The organism is Sphingobium sp., from assembly GCF_036170395.1.
Taxonomy (GTDB): Bacteria; Pseudomonadota; Alphaproteobacteria; order Sphingomonadales; family Sphingomonadaceae; genus Sphingobium.
Window position 1 is genome coordinate 136,251 of record NZ_JAVHPD010000059.1, and the last position, 17,632, is coordinate 153,882.

Here is a 17,632-nt window from a genome sequence, read left to right on the forward strand (position 1 = left end):
GCGCCCCTTCACGACGGTGTGTAATGATAGGGGCCGACCACCGTGCCGACGAAGCCGCCGGCCTTCTTGGTGCTGAGCAGCGTGGCGTCGAGATCGGCTTTCAGCGTGCGGGGCTTGCCGCCCACGGCATAGTCGAACGCCATCGTGCCGCCGGTGATGCGGATGGTGAGGGTGATCGGGCCTTTGGTCGCGACCGGCGCGGAGGCGACCAGCGTGTCGGTGTCGGCATCGTCGCGCGTATAGAGCGCGACGACCGGCTTTCCGGCGATGCGGGTCAGGCCGAAGAAGAGGTTGCTGCGGTCGCTCTGCACGGCGGCGAGGCCGGCGCGGTCACCGTCCTTGGCTGGCGCATAGCGCAGGGTGGTGGAGAAGGTCGCGTTGGCGTGCTGCTGGCGGCGGCCGATGAAGCCGGGGACGCCATCGAGGTCGCCGATGGGCGCGCCGCTCTCCAATTCCAGCGCGCCGGCCTTGAGGCTGTAGAAGGGTGTCTTGGGCGTGCGGATGCCGATCCATTGCATCGGCAGCGCCTTGCCATCGAAGGTTTCGACGTAGGAGAAGTCGCCGCTGGTGGGGATGAGCGGCTTGGGCTGCGGCGGCAGGTTGGGCGCTTTCAGCGCATGGGGGATCGCCTGGCCGCGCGGGAGGATGACGGGCCAGCCGTCTTTCCATTCAACCGGCAGCAGGAAGGTTTCGCGGCCGATATTATAATGATCGTCGGCGTCATAGGGGCGCACCGCGAGGAAGGTCGCCCACCAGTCGCCCGTCTGCGTCTCGACCAGTTGCGCATGGCCCGCCGAACCGATGAAGTTGGAACGGTTGGGGTCAAGATCGCGCTGGGTGAGGATCGGGTTGCCCTCATAGGGGATGTACGGCCCGCGCAGTTCCTTCGAGCGGAACACGACCTGCGAATGGTTCACGCTGGTGCCGCCTTCGGCCGCGGTCATGTAGTAATAGCCGTCCTTCTTGAAGATATGCGGCCCCTCGATCCAGACCGGCTCTTTGCTGATGTCGACGCCGCCGTTGATGAGCTGGGTGCTTTCGCCGACCATCTTGCCGGCGCGCCAGTCATATTCCTGAATCCAGATGGCGCGATGGCCGCTGTAGCGGGGCGGCTCGTTGGGGGCGCGGTTGTTGACGATATAGGCCTTGTCGCCCTCCCAGTAGATGGACGGGTCGATCCCTTCGAACGGCAGCCAGATGGGGTTGGACCAGGGGCCGGCGGGGTCTTTGGCCGTGATGATGAAGTTGCCCCTGCACTCGACGCAGGTGTTGACGATGTAGAAAATGCCGTCGTGGAAGCTGATCGCGGGGGCGAACACCGCCTGGGAGATGCGGCGGCCGGTGAAGTCGAGCTGTTCGGAGCGGTCGATCGCGTTGGCGATCTGAGTCCAGTTGACGAGGTCTTTGGACTTGAAGATCGGCAGGCCGGGATAATGGGCGAAGGACGAGTTCACCAGATAATAGTCGTCGCCCACCCGCGTCACCGATGGGTCAGGATAATAGCCGGTGAGGATGGGGTTGCGATAGTCGCCGGGCTTCACGTCGATTTTCTCAATCGACTGGCCGCTGTAGCGGAAATCATCGAAGCGGGCGGGGGCGGCGTGGGCGGCGGGCAGGAGAGAGAGGGACGCGCAAGTCAGGGCGAATAGGCGCAAAGTCCGGTGCGGCACGATCAGTCTCTCCCAGCAGCGCCGCGCCCTTGCGCGCGACCTGCATTTGATAACGCTAACATTAGTCGGAGTCTATGGCTTAGGCGCGGTCACGCCGGCATCGGTCTGGACCACCGGCTTCATCGTGCCGTCCGAGTTATAGTCGAGGCGTTCGACCGTCACCGCGCGGCGGCCGATCGCGCCGTTGAGGTCGCCGATAGCGAGCGACGCATTGTGCAGGAAGATATACCATTGGTTCTTGAACTGCGCGATGCCGGCGTGGATGGTGAAGCTATATTTGCCCGATCCGGTGAGTTCGCCGCGATAGGTCCAGGGGCCGTTCAGCGAGGTGGCGGTGGCGTAGGAGATGCGCTCGTCGCGGTGGGTGGCGCGGTCCAGCGAGGCGTAGGTGAGGTAATAGAGCTTGCCGCGCTTGTGCAGCCAGGGGCCTTCCTCGAAATGGGGCGGGGTGATTTCGCGGATTGGGCCGTCCAGCTCGATCATGTTGGGCTTGAGCTTGGCGATATAGGCTTGCCGGTTGCCCCAAGCGATCCAGGTCGTGCCATCATCGTCGGTGAAGACGGTCGGGTCGATATCCTCCCAGCTATGCGTGCCCTTGGGCGTCATCTGGTTGGTGATGAGCGCGGAGCCCTTCGCATCCTTGAAGGGGCCGGTCGGCGTGGCCGAGACGGCGACGGCGATCGCCTTGCCGGGATGCGTGTTGTCATGCTCGACCGCGGCGTAGAACCAATATTTGCCGTTCTTCTTGATCGTCTGGGAGGCCCAGGCGTCCTTCTTCGCCCATTTGAAGTCGCTGACGTTCATGATCGGGCCGTGGTCGGTCCAATGCTTCATGTCGGTGGTGGAATAGACCAGCCATTCCTTCATGTTGAACATCTCGTCGCGTTGCGCCTCGTCATGGCCGACATAGAGGTAGAGGCGGTCGCCATCGACCAGAGGCGCGGGATCGGCGGTGAACTTGTCGCGGATGATCGGGTTCGCGCCGGGCGCGGCGTCCTGCGAGAGGGCGGGCGCGGCCAGCGCTGCAAGGGCGAGGAAGGGGAGGAGCGACCGGCGCATGGGAACAGGCTCTCGGTGGTTCAGGTCAGGATGATGCGCCGCGCCGTGCCTTCGGGATCATCGACCATGCGGCATTGATTGTCGAAGACCATCGTCGCGCAGCGAGTGGCGTTGGTCGGCGTCCAGGCGAGGCCGGGCTGGCTGGGATTGCCGGTGCGCGCGAAATTGGCCCAGGCGGTGGCCATGGTGCGGGCGAGTTTCTGCGCTTCCGGCGTGTTGCCGGTGCCCTGATCGCAGAGCGCGGTGTTATCGAACACGAAGGCGAGTTCAGCGGTGTGCCATGCGCCGGCGACGCCATCCAACTGGGGCGACTGCCACTGGAACAGATATTGGTAGGTGGGGGCAGCGCCCGCCTGTTTGTCGCGCAGGCCAACCATCGTCTGGATGCGGTTGCGATAGCCGAGCGAGGCGACGCCATAGGAGAGGGTGCGGATCGCTTTCTCCGGGTGATCGCGCTTCATCTGGGCGATGAGGGCGTCGGCCTTCTGCGCGCCATATTGGCCGGCGAGGTCCGCGCGCCATTCGGCCTCGGTCGGGTTGCTGCTGAACCGCATCCCTTCCTCGCTGGTGTTGCCGATCAGCATGGGCACGTCGCGCGCGGCGTCGGGCGCGGCGTCGAAGAAGGAGCGGACGGTGATGACCCGGCCGTCGAGCGTCGGGTTCCAGCCCACGCGCGGCGTGGTGGACGGGCCGCCGGGGCCGCGCGGGCCGTTGATCTGCTCGGCGACCTTATTGCCGGCGGCGAAGAGGGTCGCCCAGTCCATCTTCTGGAGCGCGGCGATGTCGCGCGGGCCGACGCCCAGTTCCTTGACCAGACGGCGCGAAAAGTCCCGCGATTGTTCAAGGCTAGGGATGTTGCCGCCGCCGCCCGACATGGCGGCGGCGCGGTGGATAAGGCCCTTGCCCGAGGGCATCCCCATGAGCGTCGTCACCTTCGATCCGCCGCCCGACTGGCCGTAGATCATGATCCGGTCGGGATTGCCGCCGAACGCCGCGATATTTTCCCGCACCCAGCGCAGCGCCGCGATGCAGTCGGTCATGCTGACATTGACCGATTCGGCATAGGCGTCGCCGCCGACTTCGGCGAGGTCGAGGAAGCCGAGCACGTTGAGACGATGGTTGATCGATACCTGCACCACGTCATGATGCCGCGCCATCTGCGCGCCGTCATGCGAGGCGAGCTCGTAGGAGGAGCCGAAGGCGAAACCGCCGCCGTGAAAATAGACCATCACCGGGCGGTTGCCGGACAGCGAAGGCGTCCAGATGTTGAGCTTCAGCATATCCTCGCCCAGGAAACCGTCGGTCCATTGCTGGAGGAAGGTATGTTCCTTGGCGCGGAAGCTGTGCAGCGTCTGCGGGCAGTTCGCGCCATAGGCGAGCGCGGGATAGGGATCGGTCCAGGGCCTGGGCGGCTTGGCGGGAAGCCAGCGATTTTCCCCGCCGGTGTCGTCGCCATAGGGCACGCCCTTGAAGGTGAAAACGTCGCCCGCGACATAGCCGCGCACCGGGCCGTAGCGGGTCTTGGCGATGGCGCTCAGCGGCGTGGTGCAGGTGCCGGCGGCAGCGGCGCGGCGCGCGGGGGCGGCTGCGGCGGCTTGGCCGGGGAGGAAAGCGGCGGCTGCGCCGAGCGAGGAGGCCAGTAAAGCCTGACGCCTGTCCATGGCTGCTCTGCTGCCCGTCATCCGCTTTCCCCTTCCTGTGATTGGTCCGCTGGCTCAATGCCAGTCTCGAAATCCTATCCTATACGATCGAGAAAGAGGGTCAATAGTCCAACAAATAAATGGCGGCCAGCGTCTTGGTGAGGCAAAGATGGCGAGGAACGGCGCGTCTCGATTTGGGCCGATGCGGAAGTGGACGTGGGATACGCCCTTTTGGTCTCTTTGCGGCGGGGCAGAGGTGACTTAGGGCAGACTTTCGGGGTTTTGCCTCGAGATTCGGGGGATAGATGGAGAAGCAGGATCGCCCGGTGCGCGGGGCGACGATCGTCGATGTGGCGGCGCGGGCGGGCGTCTCTTCCATGACCGTCTCGCGCGTCATCAACGGCCGCAGCGGGGTCAGCGCGGAGACGCGCGCGGCCGTCGAGGAAGCGATCAAGGCGCTGGCCTATACGCCCAATGTCGCGGCGCGCAGCCTGGTGACGTCGAGCGAATTGCGGATCGGCATCATCTATTCCAATCCCAGCGCCGCCTTCATGAGCGAATTCCTGACCGGGGTGCTGGAGGAATCCTCCGCGCGCGGCGCGCGGCTGGTGCTGCTGAAGGGCGAGGGCGGGCGGCCGCCATCGACGCAGGAGGTCGAGGATCTGATCGGATCGGGGCTGAGCGGCGTGCTGCTCGCGCCGCCGCTGGGCGAAGCGCCCGAGGTGCTGCGGGTGCTGCGCGAGGCAGGGGTGACGATGGCGGCGGTCGGCGCTTACCAGTCGCCCGAAACGATCAGCGTGCGGATCGACGATCGGGCGGCGGCCTATGAAATGACCTGCCATCTGCTGGAATTGGGGCACCGCCGCATCGGCTTCGTGCTCGGCAACCCGGACCAGGCGGCGAGCGCCGAGCGGATGGCGGGATTCTACGCCGCGGTGCGCGAGACCGGCGGGGTCGAGGTGCAGGTGGCGCAGGGCGATTTCACCTATGCGTCGGGGCTGGTCGCGGGGGAACAATTGCTGAGCACCGAGCGGCCGCCGACCGCCATTTTCGCGAGCAACGACGATATGGCCGCCGCGATCGTATCGGTCGCGCACCGCCGCCATCTGGACGTGCCGGGCGAACTGGCGGTGGTGGGGTTCGACGATACCACCGCCGCCGTCACTTTATGGCCGCCGCTCACCACCGTGCACCAGCCGGTGCGGCAGCTGGCAAGCGAGGCGCTGGGGCTGCTCATTGCCGAGATCGCGGCGCGCGGCGGCAAGTCGCGGGTGCCGCGCGAGATGATCCTCGACCATCGGATCGTGGCGCGTCAGTCGGCGGCGCCGATCGGGGCGTCGCGCGGTTCGTAGCGGAACCAGGCGAAGTCGGCCGGCGTGCCCATGCCCGACAGATCCTGACACGCCATGCCGACGAAGGTGCCGGTGAAATTGGGAAGGCCGGGGACAGTCACTTCGTCCGACAGGATGCTCATGTCGATTATGTGAGGCAGGACCGTCCATTCGCCGTTGGCCCGCCAGGCGAAGCGCAGCGTGTCCCCATCGACCTCGGCGCGCAGCTCCAGTGGCCCGTCGGGAAGGGTGCAGACCTCCTCCAGCGTGACCGCTTCCTCGGCTTCGGGCGAGGCGGTCATGATCGAGAGGGTGCGCGCGCCAGCTTCGGCGCTGACCAGCAGATAGTGAAATTTGGTGCTGTTATAATAGCAGACGAGGCCGGCGGCCTGCTGGTAGCTTTTCGGGCTGAAATCGAGGCGGGTGGTGGCGGTGTAGCGGAAATGCTGCTGCCGCCGCGCGACCAGCGCCTGCTCGAACAGGCTGCCGACCGTTTCGCGGCCGTAGAGGCGTAGATATCCGGGCCGTTCCGTCAGGCTGAACAGCCGTTCGGGGCGGGGGGTGCGGAGCCATTGGAAGTCTGGCGGCAGGTCAGGGCCGTCGAAGCGGCCGTCCCACTCGTCCGCAGGCCAGGGCGCAGGCGGCAGCGGCGGGGCGGGGGGCGCGGGATCGGGCCGGGCGTCTCCGGCGACCGTGCGGAGCCAGCCATCCTCGCCCCAGCGCATCGGCTGGATCGCGGTCTCGCGCCCGAGCACGCAGCGTTCGCGGCCGGGCAGCGGGCGGCCGCAGAGATAGGCGAGCCAAGGCGTGCCGTCGGCCAGCTCGACCAGATCGCCATGACCCGAGCGGGTGATCGCGCTCTGCCGGCAGCCGGCGGCTGTCAGCACCGCACCGTCGGGGTGGACTTCATAGGGGCCGAGCAGGTCGCGCGACCGCGCCATCACGACCGCATGGTCCCAGCCGGTGCCCCCTTCGGCCACGAGCAGATGATACCATCCGTCGCGCTTGTAGAGATGCGGGCCTTCGGTAAAGCCGCGCTCGGTTCCGGGGAAGATCAGGTGCGGCTGCCCGATCAGCGCCAGCGTGGCCCGGTCCAGCTCCTGCGCCTCGATGCCGGCGAAGCGGCCGCGGCCGGGGCGATGATCCCAGCGCATGTTGACGAGCCAGCTCCGCCCGTCATCGTCGTGGAAGAGGGCGGGGTCGAAGCCACTGCTGTTCAGATGCACCGGATCGGACCAGGGGCCGTCGATCGTCTCGGCGGTGACGAGATAATTGGGAAAGTCGCGCAGCGACACGCCGCGCGCGCCGTTCACCGTGGTCGTGCCGTAGCGCTTCACGTCGGTATAGACGAGCCAGAAGCGGCCATGGGCGTGGGTCAGATCGGGCGCCCAGACGCCGCAGCTATCGGGATCGCCGCGCATGTCGAGCTGCGCCGCGCGGGCGAGCGGCCGGCCGATCACGCGCCAGTGCACGAGGTCGCGGCTATGGTGGATCTGGACGCCCGGATACCATTCGAAGGTCGAGGTCGCGATGTAGAAATCGTCGCCCACCCGGACGATCGACGGATCGGGATTGAAGCCCCGCAATATGGGGTTGGCTATGTCGGTCATGCGGGCTTGCGAACCAGGGTCCAGAGAAGGGCCGCGCCGACCAGGTCGAGCACGCCGAGAAGGATGAAGAAGGGCTCATAGCCGACGCTGTCGACCATCTGCCCGAGCGAGACGGAGAAGAGCAGGACGCCGAGATTGCCGGCGAGGCCCGCCATGCCGGCGGCGGTCGCGACTTCGTTGCGGGGAAAGAGGTCGGACGCCATGGTGATGACCGTGACGGACAGCGTCTGGTGGGCGAAACCGCCGAGGCACAGGAGCGCGATCGCGGCATAGGGGTTGGTCGCCATGCCGACGAAGGCCATGCCGGTCATCATCACCGCGCCCAGCGTAAAGGCCCAGCGGCGCGCGTCGATCAGCGCGATTCCGCGCCGCTGGAGGAAGGCGACGACCGCCGGGCCGAACAGGCAGCCCAGGTCGGCGGCGAGGAAGGGGAGCCAGGCGAAGAGCGCGATCTGCGTCAGGTCGAAACCGCGCACGCGGGCGAGGTAGAGCGGCATCCAGAAGGACAGCATCCCCCAGACCGGATCGGCGAGCAGGCGCGGGAGCGCTATGCCCCAGAGATCGCGGCGGCGGGCGAGGGCGAGGATCGAGGGCTTGGCGGCGCGGGCGGCGAGCCGGGCTTCCTGCCCGCTCTCGATATGCTCGCGTTCCTGCGGGGTGAGCCGGCGGTGGCGGGCGGGATTGTCGTAGAAGAAGAACCAGAGCAGCGCCCAGACAAGGCCGATGCCGCCGGCGACGAGGAAGGCGAGCCGCCAGCTATGCACCATCACCGCCCAGGCGACGAGCGGGGGCGCGAACACCGCGCCGAACGATGCGCCGATATTGTAGATGCCGCCGGCGAGGCCGCGCTCCTTCGCCGGGAACCAGGTGGCGACGAGCTTCTGCCCGGCGGGCTGGGCCGATCCTTCGGCAAGACCGAGCAGCGCCCGCAGCGCGGCGAAGCCGAACCAGCCATGCACCAGCCCATGCGCCATGGTGACGAGCGACCAGGCCGCGACGCAGAGGGTGAAGCCGATCTTGAGGCCCACGCTGTCGAGGAAGAAGCCGGCGAGCGGCTGGAGCATGACGCCCAATTGGAAGGCGCCGGTGATCCAGCCATATTCGACGCTGCTGATCGCCTGTTCGGTGAGGATCACGGGCGCGGCGACGCCCAGCACCGAGCGGGAGAGATAGTTGATGACCATCGCGCCCACGAACAGGGCGATGATGGCCCAGCGCAATTTGGGGATGCCACGCTTAGTCACGGGCGCGGACCGATAACGTAAACAGCCTGGCGAGGGAAGGCGCGCGCGACTTCAGGCCCGCCGCGATGCGGCCGACCATGCCCGCTGCTCTCGCAGCTTGAGGTGCATCCTCTCACCTTTTCACCCACCCACCAAATTCCTCTTGTCCGACTATTGACAATGTTGCGCACGATTAGCAATAGGCGTTGTTAGCGCTAACGATGTTTATGTCGAGTCGCTGTTACAACAGTCGAAGGGGTGGCGGAACCCGATGGGTCACCCGCCACGGTCACAACCGAACGACGATATTGGGGAGAGCAGGATGCCACGATTTCCTATCCATAATGCACTGAACGCGCGCCGCACGATGGCGAGCCTCGCCGCCCTGTCGGCGTCGCTGCTGGCCGCGCCCGCCTTCGCCCAGGTCGAGCCGCAGGCGGCGCCGCCGCAGGCGCCCGCCGACGCCCCCGATATCATCGTCACCGGCTCCCGCATCAAGGCGAGCGGCTATACCGCGCCGACGCCGACCACGGTGGTCGACGAAACGCTGATCCAGGCGAACGCGCAGCCCAATATCTTCACCACCATCGCGCAGCTCCCCTCGCTCCAGGGGTCGAGCGGCACGCAGACCAACACCTTCAGCACCTCCTCGGGCGCGCAGGGCCTCAGCGCCTTCTCGCTGCGCGGCTTGGGCGCGATCCGCACCCTGACGCTGCTCGACGGCCAGCGCGTCGTCGGCGCGAACGTCAACGGCACCCCCGACATCAGCCTCTTCCCCCAGCTGCTGATCCAGCGCGTCGATGTGGTGAATGGCGGCGCGTCCTCCTCTTACGGGTCCGACGCGGTCGGCGGCGTGGTGAACTTCATCACCGACACCCGCTTCAAGGGTCTGAAGGGCAATATCCAGGGCAGCATCACCGACTATGGCGATGACGAGACCGTGCTGGTCCAGCTCGCCGGCGGCAAGAGCTTCGCCGACGATACCGTCCACCTGATCGTCAGCGGCGAATATAGCGACGAGGCGGGCGTTGGCCCCGGCCCGTTCGGCATTGGCCTCGCCGGTGGGCGCGACTGGTTCATTCAGCGCACCCTGGTCAACCGCAACATCACCAATGACGGCAATCCGCAGCTGGTGCTGCGCGATTATGCCCAGTCGATCGGCTTCACCAAATATGGCCTGATTACCGCCGGCCCGCTCCAGGGCATCGCGTTCGACCAGTCGGGCCAGCCGTTCCAGTTCCAGTACGGCTCCAACGGCGTGCCGGCGCGCAACGCGGCGGGCACGGTGATCGGCTGCGACTTCGGCTTCTGCCAGGGCGGCGACGTGTCGGGCAATGTCGATTCGGGCCGGTCGATCAAGTCGGCGATCGAGCGCTTCAACATCTACAGCCGCCTCGGCTACGACTTCGCGCCCAACAACGAAGTCTATGTGACGGTCAATGTCGGCCAGGTGAAGACCAACAACCAGCCGATCAACGGCCAGAACCGGCCGAACCTGACCATCCAGTGCGAAAATCCCTTCGTGCCGCAGATCGTGCGCGACCAGTGCGCGGCGGCGGGCATCACCCAGTTCCGCTACGGCACCAGCAACGCCGCGCTCGGCAATACGCAGGTCTATACCAACCGCCGCCAATATCGCTTCGTCGCGGGCGCGAAGGGCGAAGTGCCGGTGGCCGGGAGCGACTGGAACTACGACCTCTATTATGAGCATGGCATCAACTACACCGACATCGATGTCGAAAATATCCTGCTGTCGCGCCGGTTCGACCGGGCGATCGACGCGATTACGCTGAACGGCGTGATCGTGTGCCGCGATCCCGTCGCGCGCGCCAATGGCTGCCAGCCGCTCAACATCATCGGCGGCAACCCGTCGGAAGCCGCGCTGCGCTATGTCCAGCCCGAAAACGGACCCTATCAGCGCACCAAGCAGACGCAGGACGTCATCAGCCTCAACTTCTCGGGCCAGCCCTTCGAATCCTGGGCCGGGCCGGTGTCGGTCGCGTTCGGTGGCGAATATCGGCGGGAATTCTACCGCGTCCGCGCCGACCCCTATGGCGCGGGTGGCACCAATACCCCGTTCAACGAGGATTATCCGGCCGATCCCGCGCTGCTGGCGGACGGCGTCAACTGGTATGCGGGCAATTATCGCAATGGCCGGGGCGTCTATAATGTGAAGGAGGGCTATGTCGAAGTCGATGTGCCCGTCATCAATTCGGACGGCGCGGGCAAGGCCAACATCAACGCGGCCGCCCGCATGACCGACTATTCCACGTCGGGGACGGTGTGGACCTGGAAGATCGGCGGCACCTGGGAACTGCCGATCGACGGCTTCCGCCTGCGCGGCGTCACCTCGCGCGACATCCGTGCGCCCAACCTGTCGGAGCTGTTCGCCGCGCCCGTCACGACGACGCTGCCGAACTTCTTTGATCCGTTCAACAACCGCAACGTGCTGGCGCTGCAATATACGGTCGGCAACCCGGAACTGACGCCGGAAATCGCGCGCAACACGACGGCGGGCATCTCGCTGAACAATCCCTCCTGGCTGCCGGGCTTCAGCGCCTCGTTCGACTGGTACAAGATCAAGATCGACGACGTGATCGGCAGCCTGGGCGCGGGTGATATCGTGAACTATTGCTTCACGCAGATCCTCCCGCAGACCTGCGGCTCGTTCAACCTCAACAACCCCAACGGGCCGAACTTCATCAATGTGCAGTCGTTCAACTTCGCGTCGATCAAGACCGAAGGCTTCGACATCGAGGCAAGCTATCAGTGGCGCAATCCGCTGGGCCTGCCCGGCACGTTGACGCTGCGGGCGCTCGCGACCCATGTCGCCAAATATATCAGCGACACGGGGCTTCCCGGCACCATCCCCAACGATCAGGCTGGGCAGAATCTGGGCGCGACGCCGGACTGGAAGTGGATGGCGCAGCAGAGCTATTCCAATGACCAATTCTCCTTCTTCCTGCAGGAGCGCTGGTTCAGCGACGGCGTCATCAGCAACAATTATGTCGAGTGCGAGGCGGGCAGCTGCCCGATTTCGACCGGCAACAACCAGACGATCAGCCCCGAGGACAATCAGATCCCCGGCGCCTTCTACATGGACGTCGGCGGCACCTATAATATCACGCCGCAGATCACCGCTTACTTCAAGGTCGACAATCTGTTCGATCGCGATCCGGCGATCGTCCACATCTTCTCCAACCCCGCGCTCTACGACGCGCTGGGCCGGACCTATCGCGGCGGCGTGCGGTTCAAATTCTGATCCTCCCCTCGCCGGGCCGGTCCTTCGCGGATCGGCCCGGCACTTTTTTAGGTTCCTACTGGGGAGAGGCTCTCGTCAGACGCTTTGCCGGATTTGGGCCAAGCGCGGCGCTGATCCTCCCTGCCGCGCTCGCCCGCTGCCTCTCCCCCTTCTTCTCGCCCCCGATCAGCCCCGTTCCTCCGGCCAGTAGAGCCGCATCGGATTGTCGATCAGCAGCTTGCGCTGGAGCGCCTCGGTGAGCGCGATCCGGGGGATCATGTCGACCAGATGCCCGTCATCGGGAATAGCATCCTGCATATTGGGATGGGGCCAGTCGGTGCCCCAGAGCGCGCGGTCGGGATAGTCGGCGACCAGCGGCGCGACGGCCTTTGCGAAGGCATCCCACGGATCGCCGCTGGGATCGAGCCGGTCGGGGCAGGTCGCCTTGAACCAGATGTCGGGGCGCGAATCGAGCAGCGCGCGAAACGCCTTCATGTCCGCGCCGTCCGGTCCCTGGGTCACATCGGGGCGGCCCATATGGTCGATGACCAGCGGCACGGGGATTGCGTCCATGAAGGGGCGCAGCTCCTCCAATATGTCCGCCTCGAAATAGATGACGACATGCCAGCCGGCGGGCAGGCGCTTGGCCACGTCGAGGAACCTGTCCTTGGGCGCGTCGTCGACCAGGCGTTTCAGGAAATTGAAGCGAATGCCGCGCATCCCGCCTTCGTGCAGGGCGACGAGATCGGCCTCCGGGATCGCCGGATCGACCACCGCGACGCCGCGCGCCTTGTCGCCGGACTTGGCGATGGCGTCCAGCGTCGCGGCATTGTCGGTGCCGTGGCAACTCGCCTGGACGATGACGTTGCGGGCGAAGCCCAGATGGTCCCGCAGGGCGAACAGCATGTCGGGACCGGCGTCCTCGGGGAGATATTTCGCCTTCGCGCTGAAGGGGAATTGCGCCATCGGCCCGAACACATGGCAATGCGCGTCGATCGCGCCGGCGGGCGGGGTGTAGCGGGGCCTGGACGGGTTGCCGTGCCAGCTAGTGATGCGAGTCATATCTCGAACTCCGTTCGCCCTGAGCCTGTCGAAGGGCATTTCTTCTGAAAGACAAAGAAGGGGCTTCGACAGGCTCAGCCCGAACGGATCAACTGAAGATAACGCCATCCATCAATTTGCGCGCGGTGCGCAGCATCGCCGCGCTTGTCACCGCGCCGTCCTCGTCCAGTTCCATGACGCAGGTGGTCTCGCCGGTCGGATGCTCGACCGAGAGCGTTTTGCGGCGGCCTTCGGGGATGACGGCGACCTCGGCGGCGGGCGAGCCTTCGATCAGGCAGGCGGTCGCGACGCTGACTGCGCCGAGCACGCCGATCGAGGCGTGGGCGCGATGCGGGATGAAGCTGCGCACCGTGACCGCGCCGCCGTTGCGGGGCGGAGCGACCAGCATCATCTTGGGTACCGACTTGTCGGTCACGTCGCCCAGGTTCATCCTTTCGCCCACGGCAAGGCGGATTTTTTCGATCCGGGCTTTCAGTGCGCTGTCCTTGTCCAGCGTCTCGCGATCCTCATAGCCGGTGACGCCGACATCGGCTGCCTTCATGACGACGCAGGGCATGCCATTGTCGATCAGCGTGACGCGCACGCCTTCCACCTCGTCGAAGGCGTGGCCGGTCGGCAGCAGCGCGCCGCAGGAGGAGCCGGCGGTGTCGCGAAATTCGAGCGGGACGGGTGCAGCGCTGCCGGGGACGCCGTCGATCCTTGCGTCACCATGATAGCGGACGATGCCGCCGGGCGTCTGGACCGTTGCGATGGCGATCTGGCCGGTATTTTCCATGTAGATGGCGACGCGGGTCTCGCTGTCTTGCGCTGGCACGAGGCCGCGCGCGATGGCGAAGGGGCCGACGCCGGCCAGGATATTGCCGCAATTCTGCGCGTCGCTGACCACCGCCTTGTCCACGAAGACCTGGAGGAAGAGATAATCGACATCCACGCCCTCGCGCTCGGACTTGCGGACCACCGCGACCTTGCTGGTCAGCGGGTCCGCGCCGCCCATGCCGTCGATCTGGCGCGGGTCGGGCGATCCCATGATCCGCAGCAGGAAGGCGTCGCGGGCTTCAGTGTCGGCGGGCAGATCCTGCGCAAGGAAATAGCCGCCCTTCGACGTGCCGCCGCGCATCCACATGACGCGGGCTTGGGTCATGCCACACCTCCGTTCGGTTCGAGCTTGTCGAGAACGGCGCGCTGGGTTCTCGACAAGCTCGAACCGAACGGGAGGGGGACGTCAGACATATTTGAGGCCCATTTCTTCCAGGCGGGTGCGCATATTGTAGATGTCGAGACCCAGTTCGCCGGCGGCGAGGCGGACGCGCTTGGCTTCCTCGGCGGCTTCGCGGGCCTGCGCCTTTTCGAGCACAGCGGCGGCGTCGGCGCGCGGCACGATGCAGACCCCGTCATCGTCGGCGATCACCACGTCGCCGGGGGTCACATAGGCGCCCGCGCACACGACCGGCACGTTGACGCTGCCGAGCGTATTCTTGACCGTGCCCTGCGCGTGAACCGCTTTCGACCAGACCGGGAAGTTCATCTGCGTCAGGTCGCGCACGTCACGCACGCCCGCGTCGATGATGAGGCCACGGCATCCCCGCGCTTGGGCCGAGGTCGCGAGCAGATCGCCGAAATAGCCGTCGGTGCAGGGGCTGGTGGGGGCGAGGAGCAGCACGTCGCCTTCCTTCAGTTGCTCGATCGCGACATGCACCATCCAGTTGTCGCCCGGCGGCGAAGAGATGGTGACGGCGGTGCCCGCGATCCGCGCGCCGGCATAAATGGGGCGCATATAGGGGGCGAGCAGCCCGGTGCGGCCCTGCGCCTCATGCACCGTCGCGACGCCGCATCTGGCGAGCCCGTCGACGATGGCGAGATCCGCCCGTTCGATATTCTGGACGACGACGCCGGACATGCTGCTGCTCCTTAGTTCCGCAAAATCGTGCAGGCTGACATGACCCGAGGCGGTATGGGCCGCCAATGCGAACTGGCGCGGGGCCATAAATTTTTGGTAAGCATGGGCGATGCAGCCCGATCAGTTCAATATCCGTCACCTCGCCGCCATGGTCGCCGTGGTGGAGCAGGGGAGCGTCAGCCTCGCCGCGCGGACGGTCAACCTGACCCAGCCGGCGGTGACGCAGGGCATCGCCAAGCTGGAGGCGCAGATCGGCGTGCCCCTGTTCGCGCGGGGGCCGGGCGGGATGACGCCGCTGGAGGCCGCGCTGCGCCTGAAGCCGCGCATTGAGGTGGCGCTGCGGCTGATCGGCAGCAACCGGGTGACGGCGGCGCAGATGCGCGCGCTGGTGGCGCTGGCGCGCGCGGGTTCCTATGCGGCGGCGGCGGCGGCGACGGGCATTGCGGAGCCATCGCTGCATCGCGCGGTCGGCGACCTGGGGCTGGCGGTGGGGAGTCGGCTGGTCGATCGGCGCGGGCGGGGCGTGGCGCTGACCAAGGCGGGGGTGGCGCTGGCGCAGCGGCTGCGGCTGGCGCAGGCGGAGTTGCGGCAGGGGCTGGAGGATATCGCCGAGCTGAGAGGCGAAGCGGGCGGGCGCGTGCTGGTGGGCGCGATGCCCTGGTCGCGTGCGCGGCTGCTGCCCGACGCCATCGCCCGCTTTCGCGCCATCATGCCGCAGGTCGATATCAGCGTGTATGAGGGCGCTTATGCCGAGCTGGTCGGGCCGCTGCGCGACGGGGAGATCGACATGATGATCGGCGCGCTGCGCGATCCGGCGCTGGCCAGCGACCTCATGCAGAGGCCCTTGCTGGAGGATCGGCCGACGATCTTCGCGCGGCGGGGACATCCGTTGGCGAGCGGCTGGGATGCGGATGCGCTGCGCCTTTATCCCTGGATATTGCCGCCGGAGGGGACGCCGCTGCGGCGGCTGTGGCAAGCGATGTTCGCCGATCTGGGCGGCGCGCTGCCTGCCGTGCCGATCGAATGCGGATCGGTGATGACGATCCGGCAATTGCTGGTCGGCGGCGATTATCTGACGTTGCTGTCCTACGATCAGCTTGCGCTGGAGGTGGAGGCGGGGCTGCTCGCCGATATCGGTCCCGCGCCCGGCGCGATCAGCCGCACCATCGGCCTGTCCACCCGCGCCGCGTGGCGGCCGACCCGGCTGCAACGGGCGTTCATCGAAGCGGTCGAGGCGGCCGCGCGAGAGATGAGTTCGTAAATTCTTATGGACGGGCGGCGGATATGATTGGCGGTCGCCCGCGTCCTGAGTCATGCCCCGGCGCATGGAGACGCATGTTGGCCTGATCGGATTTGGCGAGGCGGGGTCGACCTTCGCGATCGCCGGCGGCTGGGCCGGCTTGTGTCATGTGTTCGACCGCAAGACCGACGATCCGGCGACGCGCGACGCGATGCTGGCGGCCTATGCAGCGGCAGGCGTGACAGGCGCAAGCGCGCTGGCCGATGTGGGGTCCGCTGCGCCGTTGCTCATGTCATTGGTGACAGCCGACCAGGCGCTCGCCGTCGCCGAACAGGCCGCCGGGCTGATCGCGCCGGGCACGCTCTATTGCGACATGAACAGCGTCGCGCCGCAGACCAAGCAGGCGGCGGCGCGGGCGATCGAGGCGGCGGACGGCCAATATGTCGATGCGGCGGTGATGGCTCCGGTCTATCCGGCGAGGCTCTCGGTGCCCTTGCTGCTGAGCGGCGGGCGGGCAGATGCGGCGCAGGCGCGGCTGGCGGCGTTGGGCTTCACGAATAGTCGCATCGTGGGCGACGCGGTGGGCCGCGCGTCGGCGATCAAGATGATCCGGTCTGTGATGGTCAAGGGGCTGGAGGCGCTGACCGCCGAATGCGTGCTGGCGGCGGGTGCGGCGGGCGTGCTGGACGAGGTGCTCGCCTCGCTCGACGCCAGCGAGAAGCCCAGAACATGGGTGGAACGCGCCGACTATAATCTCGACCGGATGCTGGTGCATGGGCTGCGCCGCGCGGTGGAGATGGAGGAAGTGGTGAAGACGCTCGATGGCCTGGGCACCGGCGCCGCGATGACGCGCGGCACGGTCGCGCGGCAGCGGGCGATCGGCGCGCTGGGGGTGAAGGTGGTGCCGGAGGGGCTGGCGGGGAAGTTGGAGTGTTTTTCCGTCATCCCCGCGCAGGCGGGGATCCATCTCCCGACCGTCGAGCCGGTGGATAGGCCGGAGATGGATTCCCGCCTGCGCGGGAATGACGACAAGGCGAAAGTGGAGCTATGAGCCTGATTATCGACTGCCACGGCCACTATACGGTGCTTCCCAAGGGGCATGACGCCTGGCGTGAGGAACAGAAGGCAGCGTTCAAGGCTGGCACACCCTGCCCGCCTTATCCCGACATCAGCGACGATGAAATCCGCGAGACGATCGAGGCGAACCAGTTGCGCCTCATCAAGGAGCGCGGTGCGGACCTCACCATCTTCTCGCCGCGCGCTTCGGCCATGGCCCCGCATGTCGGCGACGCCGATGTGGCGAAGGCGTGGGCGATCCGCTGCAACGACCTGATCGCGCGGGTGGTGGCGATGTTCCCCGAGACCTTCGTCGGCGTGTGCATGTTGCCCCAGTCGCCCAAGGCCGACATGAGCAACAGCATCGCCGAGCTGGAGCGGTGCGTCACCGAACTGGGCTTCATTGGCTGCAACCTCAATCCCGATCCGGGCGGCGGGCATTTCACCCACCCGCCGCTGACCGATCGCTACTGGTATCCTTTCTACGAGAAGATGGTCGAGCTGGACGTGCCGGCGATGATCCATGTGTCGGGCAGCTGCAATCCCGCGATGCACGCGACCGGCGGCTATTATATCGCGGCCGACACGATCGCCTTCATGCAG

At 66.6% G+C, this 17,632-nt stretch carries 13 protein-coding genes; 5 read left to right on the forward strand and 8 right to left on the reverse strand.

Annotated features, from left to right (window positions below):
* Window positions 1-8 precede the first annotated feature (8 nt).
* From V2B31_RS15460 to V2B31_RS15470, 3 genes are all read right to left on the reverse strand, one after another.
* Window positions 9-1,655, reverse strand: coding sequence for a glycoside hydrolase family 43 protein (locus V2B31_RS15460; protein ID WP_328280086.1), 1,647 nt, complete (start codon window positions 1,653-1,655; stop codon window positions 9-11).
* A gap of 87 nt (window positions 1,656-1,742) precedes the next feature.
* Window positions 1,743-2,729, reverse strand: a complete 987-nt coding sequence (locus V2B31_RS15465; protein WP_328280088.1) for a glycoside hydrolase family 43 protein — start codon at window positions 2,727-2,729, stop codon at window positions 1,743-1,745.
* 20 nt (window positions 2,730-2,749) lie between these two features.
* Window positions 2,750-4,390 carry a carboxylesterase/lipase family protein gene (locus tag V2B31_RS15470; RefSeq protein ID WP_328280090.1) on the reverse strand — a complete coding sequence of 547 codons (1,641 nt, stop codon included), beginning with the start codon at window positions 4,388-4,390 and terminating at the stop codon, window positions 2,750-2,752.
* A 284-nt stretch (window positions 4,391-4,674) separates the two neighbouring features.
* Here V2B31_RS15470 and V2B31_RS15475 point away from each other — a divergent pair, with 284 nt between their 5' ends.
* Window positions 4,675-5,721 (forward strand): LacI family DNA-binding transcriptional regulator, encoded by a 1,047-nt coding sequence (locus V2B31_RS15475; protein ID WP_328280092.1) that lies wholly within the window; start codon window positions 4,675-4,677, stop codon window positions 5,719-5,721.
* Here the strand turns inward: V2B31_RS15475 and V2B31_RS15480 are convergent.
* Together V2B31_RS15480 and V2B31_RS15485 are read right to left on the reverse strand one after the other, a co-directional pair.
* Window positions 5,682-7,310: a glycoside hydrolase family 43 protein gene (locus V2B31_RS15480; RefSeq protein WP_328280093.1), complete on the reverse strand. Its 1,629-nt coding sequence runs from the start codon at window positions 7,308-7,310 to the stop codon at window positions 5,682-5,684. The genes V2B31_RS15475 and V2B31_RS15480 overlap by 40 nt on opposite strands.
* The gene (locus V2B31_RS15485) at window positions 7,307-8,554 is read right to left on the reverse strand and encodes an MFS transporter (RefSeq protein WP_328280094.1); all 1,248 of its coding nucleotides are present in this window, start codon (window positions 8,552-8,554) and stop codon (window positions 7,307-7,309) included. Before V2B31_RS15485 ends, V2B31_RS15480 begins: the two co-directional genes overlap by 4 nt.
* A 301-nt stretch (window positions 8,555-8,855) precedes the next feature.
* Here V2B31_RS15485 and V2B31_RS15490 point away from each other — a divergent pair, with 301 nt between their 5' ends.
* On the forward strand, window positions 8,856-11,795 hold the full coding sequence (locus V2B31_RS15490) for a TonB-dependent receptor plug domain-containing protein (RefSeq protein WP_328280095.1): 2,940 nt from the start codon (window positions 8,856-8,858) through the stop codon (window positions 11,793-11,795).
* A gap of 165 nt (window positions 11,796-11,960) precedes the next feature.
* Here V2B31_RS15490 and V2B31_RS15495 read toward each other — a convergent pair whose 3' ends face one another.
* The 3 genes from V2B31_RS15495 to ligK all read right to left on the reverse strand — a co-directional run bounded on the left by V2B31_RS15495 (window position 11,961) and on the right by ligK (window position 14,733).
* Window positions 11,961-12,836 carry an amidohydrolase family protein gene (locus V2B31_RS15495; protein WP_328280097.1) on the reverse strand — a complete coding sequence of 292 codons (876 nt, stop codon included), beginning with the start codon at window positions 12,834-12,836 and terminating at the stop codon, window positions 11,961-11,963.
* An 88-nt stretch (window positions 12,837-12,924) separates the two neighbouring features.
* On the reverse strand, window positions 12,925-13,977 hold the full coding sequence (locus V2B31_RS15500; protein ID WP_328280100.1) for a 4-oxalomesaconate tautomerase: 1,053 nt from the start codon (window positions 13,975-13,977) through the stop codon (window positions 12,925-12,927).
* Between the two features lie 81 nt (window positions 13,978-14,058).
* Window positions 14,059-14,733: a 4-carboxy-4-hydroxy-2-oxoadipate aldolase/oxaloacetate decarboxylase gene (ligK, locus tag V2B31_RS15505; protein ID WP_328280102.1), complete on the reverse strand. Its 675-nt coding sequence runs from the start codon at window positions 14,731-14,733 to the stop codon at window positions 14,059-14,061.
* Between the two features lie 109 nt (window positions 14,734-14,842).
* On the opposite strand from ligK, the gene V2B31_RS15510 reads away from it, so the two are divergent.
* From V2B31_RS15510 to V2B31_RS15520, 3 genes are all read left to right on the forward strand, one after another.
* Complete coding sequence (locus V2B31_RS15510; protein ID WP_328280104.1) at window positions 14,843-15,994, forward strand: LysR substrate-binding domain-containing protein; 1,152 nt, start codon at window positions 14,843-14,845, stop codon at window positions 15,992-15,994.
* A 64-nt stretch (window positions 15,995-16,058) separates the two neighbouring features.
* A complete protein-coding gene (locus V2B31_RS15515) occupies window positions 16,059-17,024 on the forward strand; it encodes an NAD(P)-dependent oxidoreductase (RefSeq protein WP_328280106.1) in 966 nt (321 codons plus the stop codon).
* The coding region (locus V2B31_RS15520; RefSeq protein ID WP_328280108.1) for an amidohydrolase family protein at window positions 17,021-17,632 on the forward strand (612 nt) is incomplete at its 3' end. The genes V2B31_RS15515 and V2B31_RS15520, both read left to right, overlap by 4 nt.

Bases quoted from the DNA above. Each gene is read 5' to 3' on its own strand.
- V2B31_RS15465 (WP_328280088.1), bottom strand. From the start codon at position 2,729: ATGCGCCGGTCGCTCCTCCCCTTCCTCGCCCTTGCAGCGCTGGCCGCG.
- V2B31_RS15470 (WP_328280090.1), bottom strand. From the start codon at position 4,390: ATGGACAGGCGTCAGGCTTTACTGGCCTCCTCGCTCGGCGCAGCCGCC.
- V2B31_RS15475 (WP_328280092.1), top strand. From the start codon at position 4,675: ATGGAGAAGCAGGATCGCCCGGTGCGCGGGGCGACGATCGTCGATGTG.
- V2B31_RS15480 (WP_328280093.1), bottom strand. From the start codon at position 7,310: ATGACCGACATAGCCAACCCCATATTGCGGGGCTTCAATCCCGATCCG.
- V2B31_RS15490 (WP_328280095.1), top strand. From the start codon at position 8,856: ATGCCACGATTTCCTATCCATAATGCACTGAACGCGCGCCGCACGATG.
- V2B31_RS15495 (WP_328280097.1), bottom strand. From the start codon at position 12,836: ATGACTCGCATCACTAGCTGGCACGGCAACCCGTCCAGGCCCCGCTAC.
- V2B31_RS15500 (WP_328280100.1), bottom strand. From the start codon at position 13,977: ATGACCCAAGCCCGCGTCATGTGGATGCGCGGCGGCACGTCGAAGGGC.
- ligK (WP_328280102.1), bottom strand. From the start codon at position 14,733: ATGTCCGGCGTCGTCGTCCAGAATATCGAACGGGCGGATCTCGCCATC.
- V2B31_RS15510 (WP_328280104.1), top strand. From the start codon at position 14,843: ATGCAGCCCGATCAGTTCAATATCCGTCACCTCGCCGCCATGGTCGCC.
- V2B31_RS15515 (WP_328280106.1), top strand. From the start codon at position 16,059: ATGGAGACGCATGTTGGCCTGATCGGATTTGGCGAGGCGGGGTCGACC.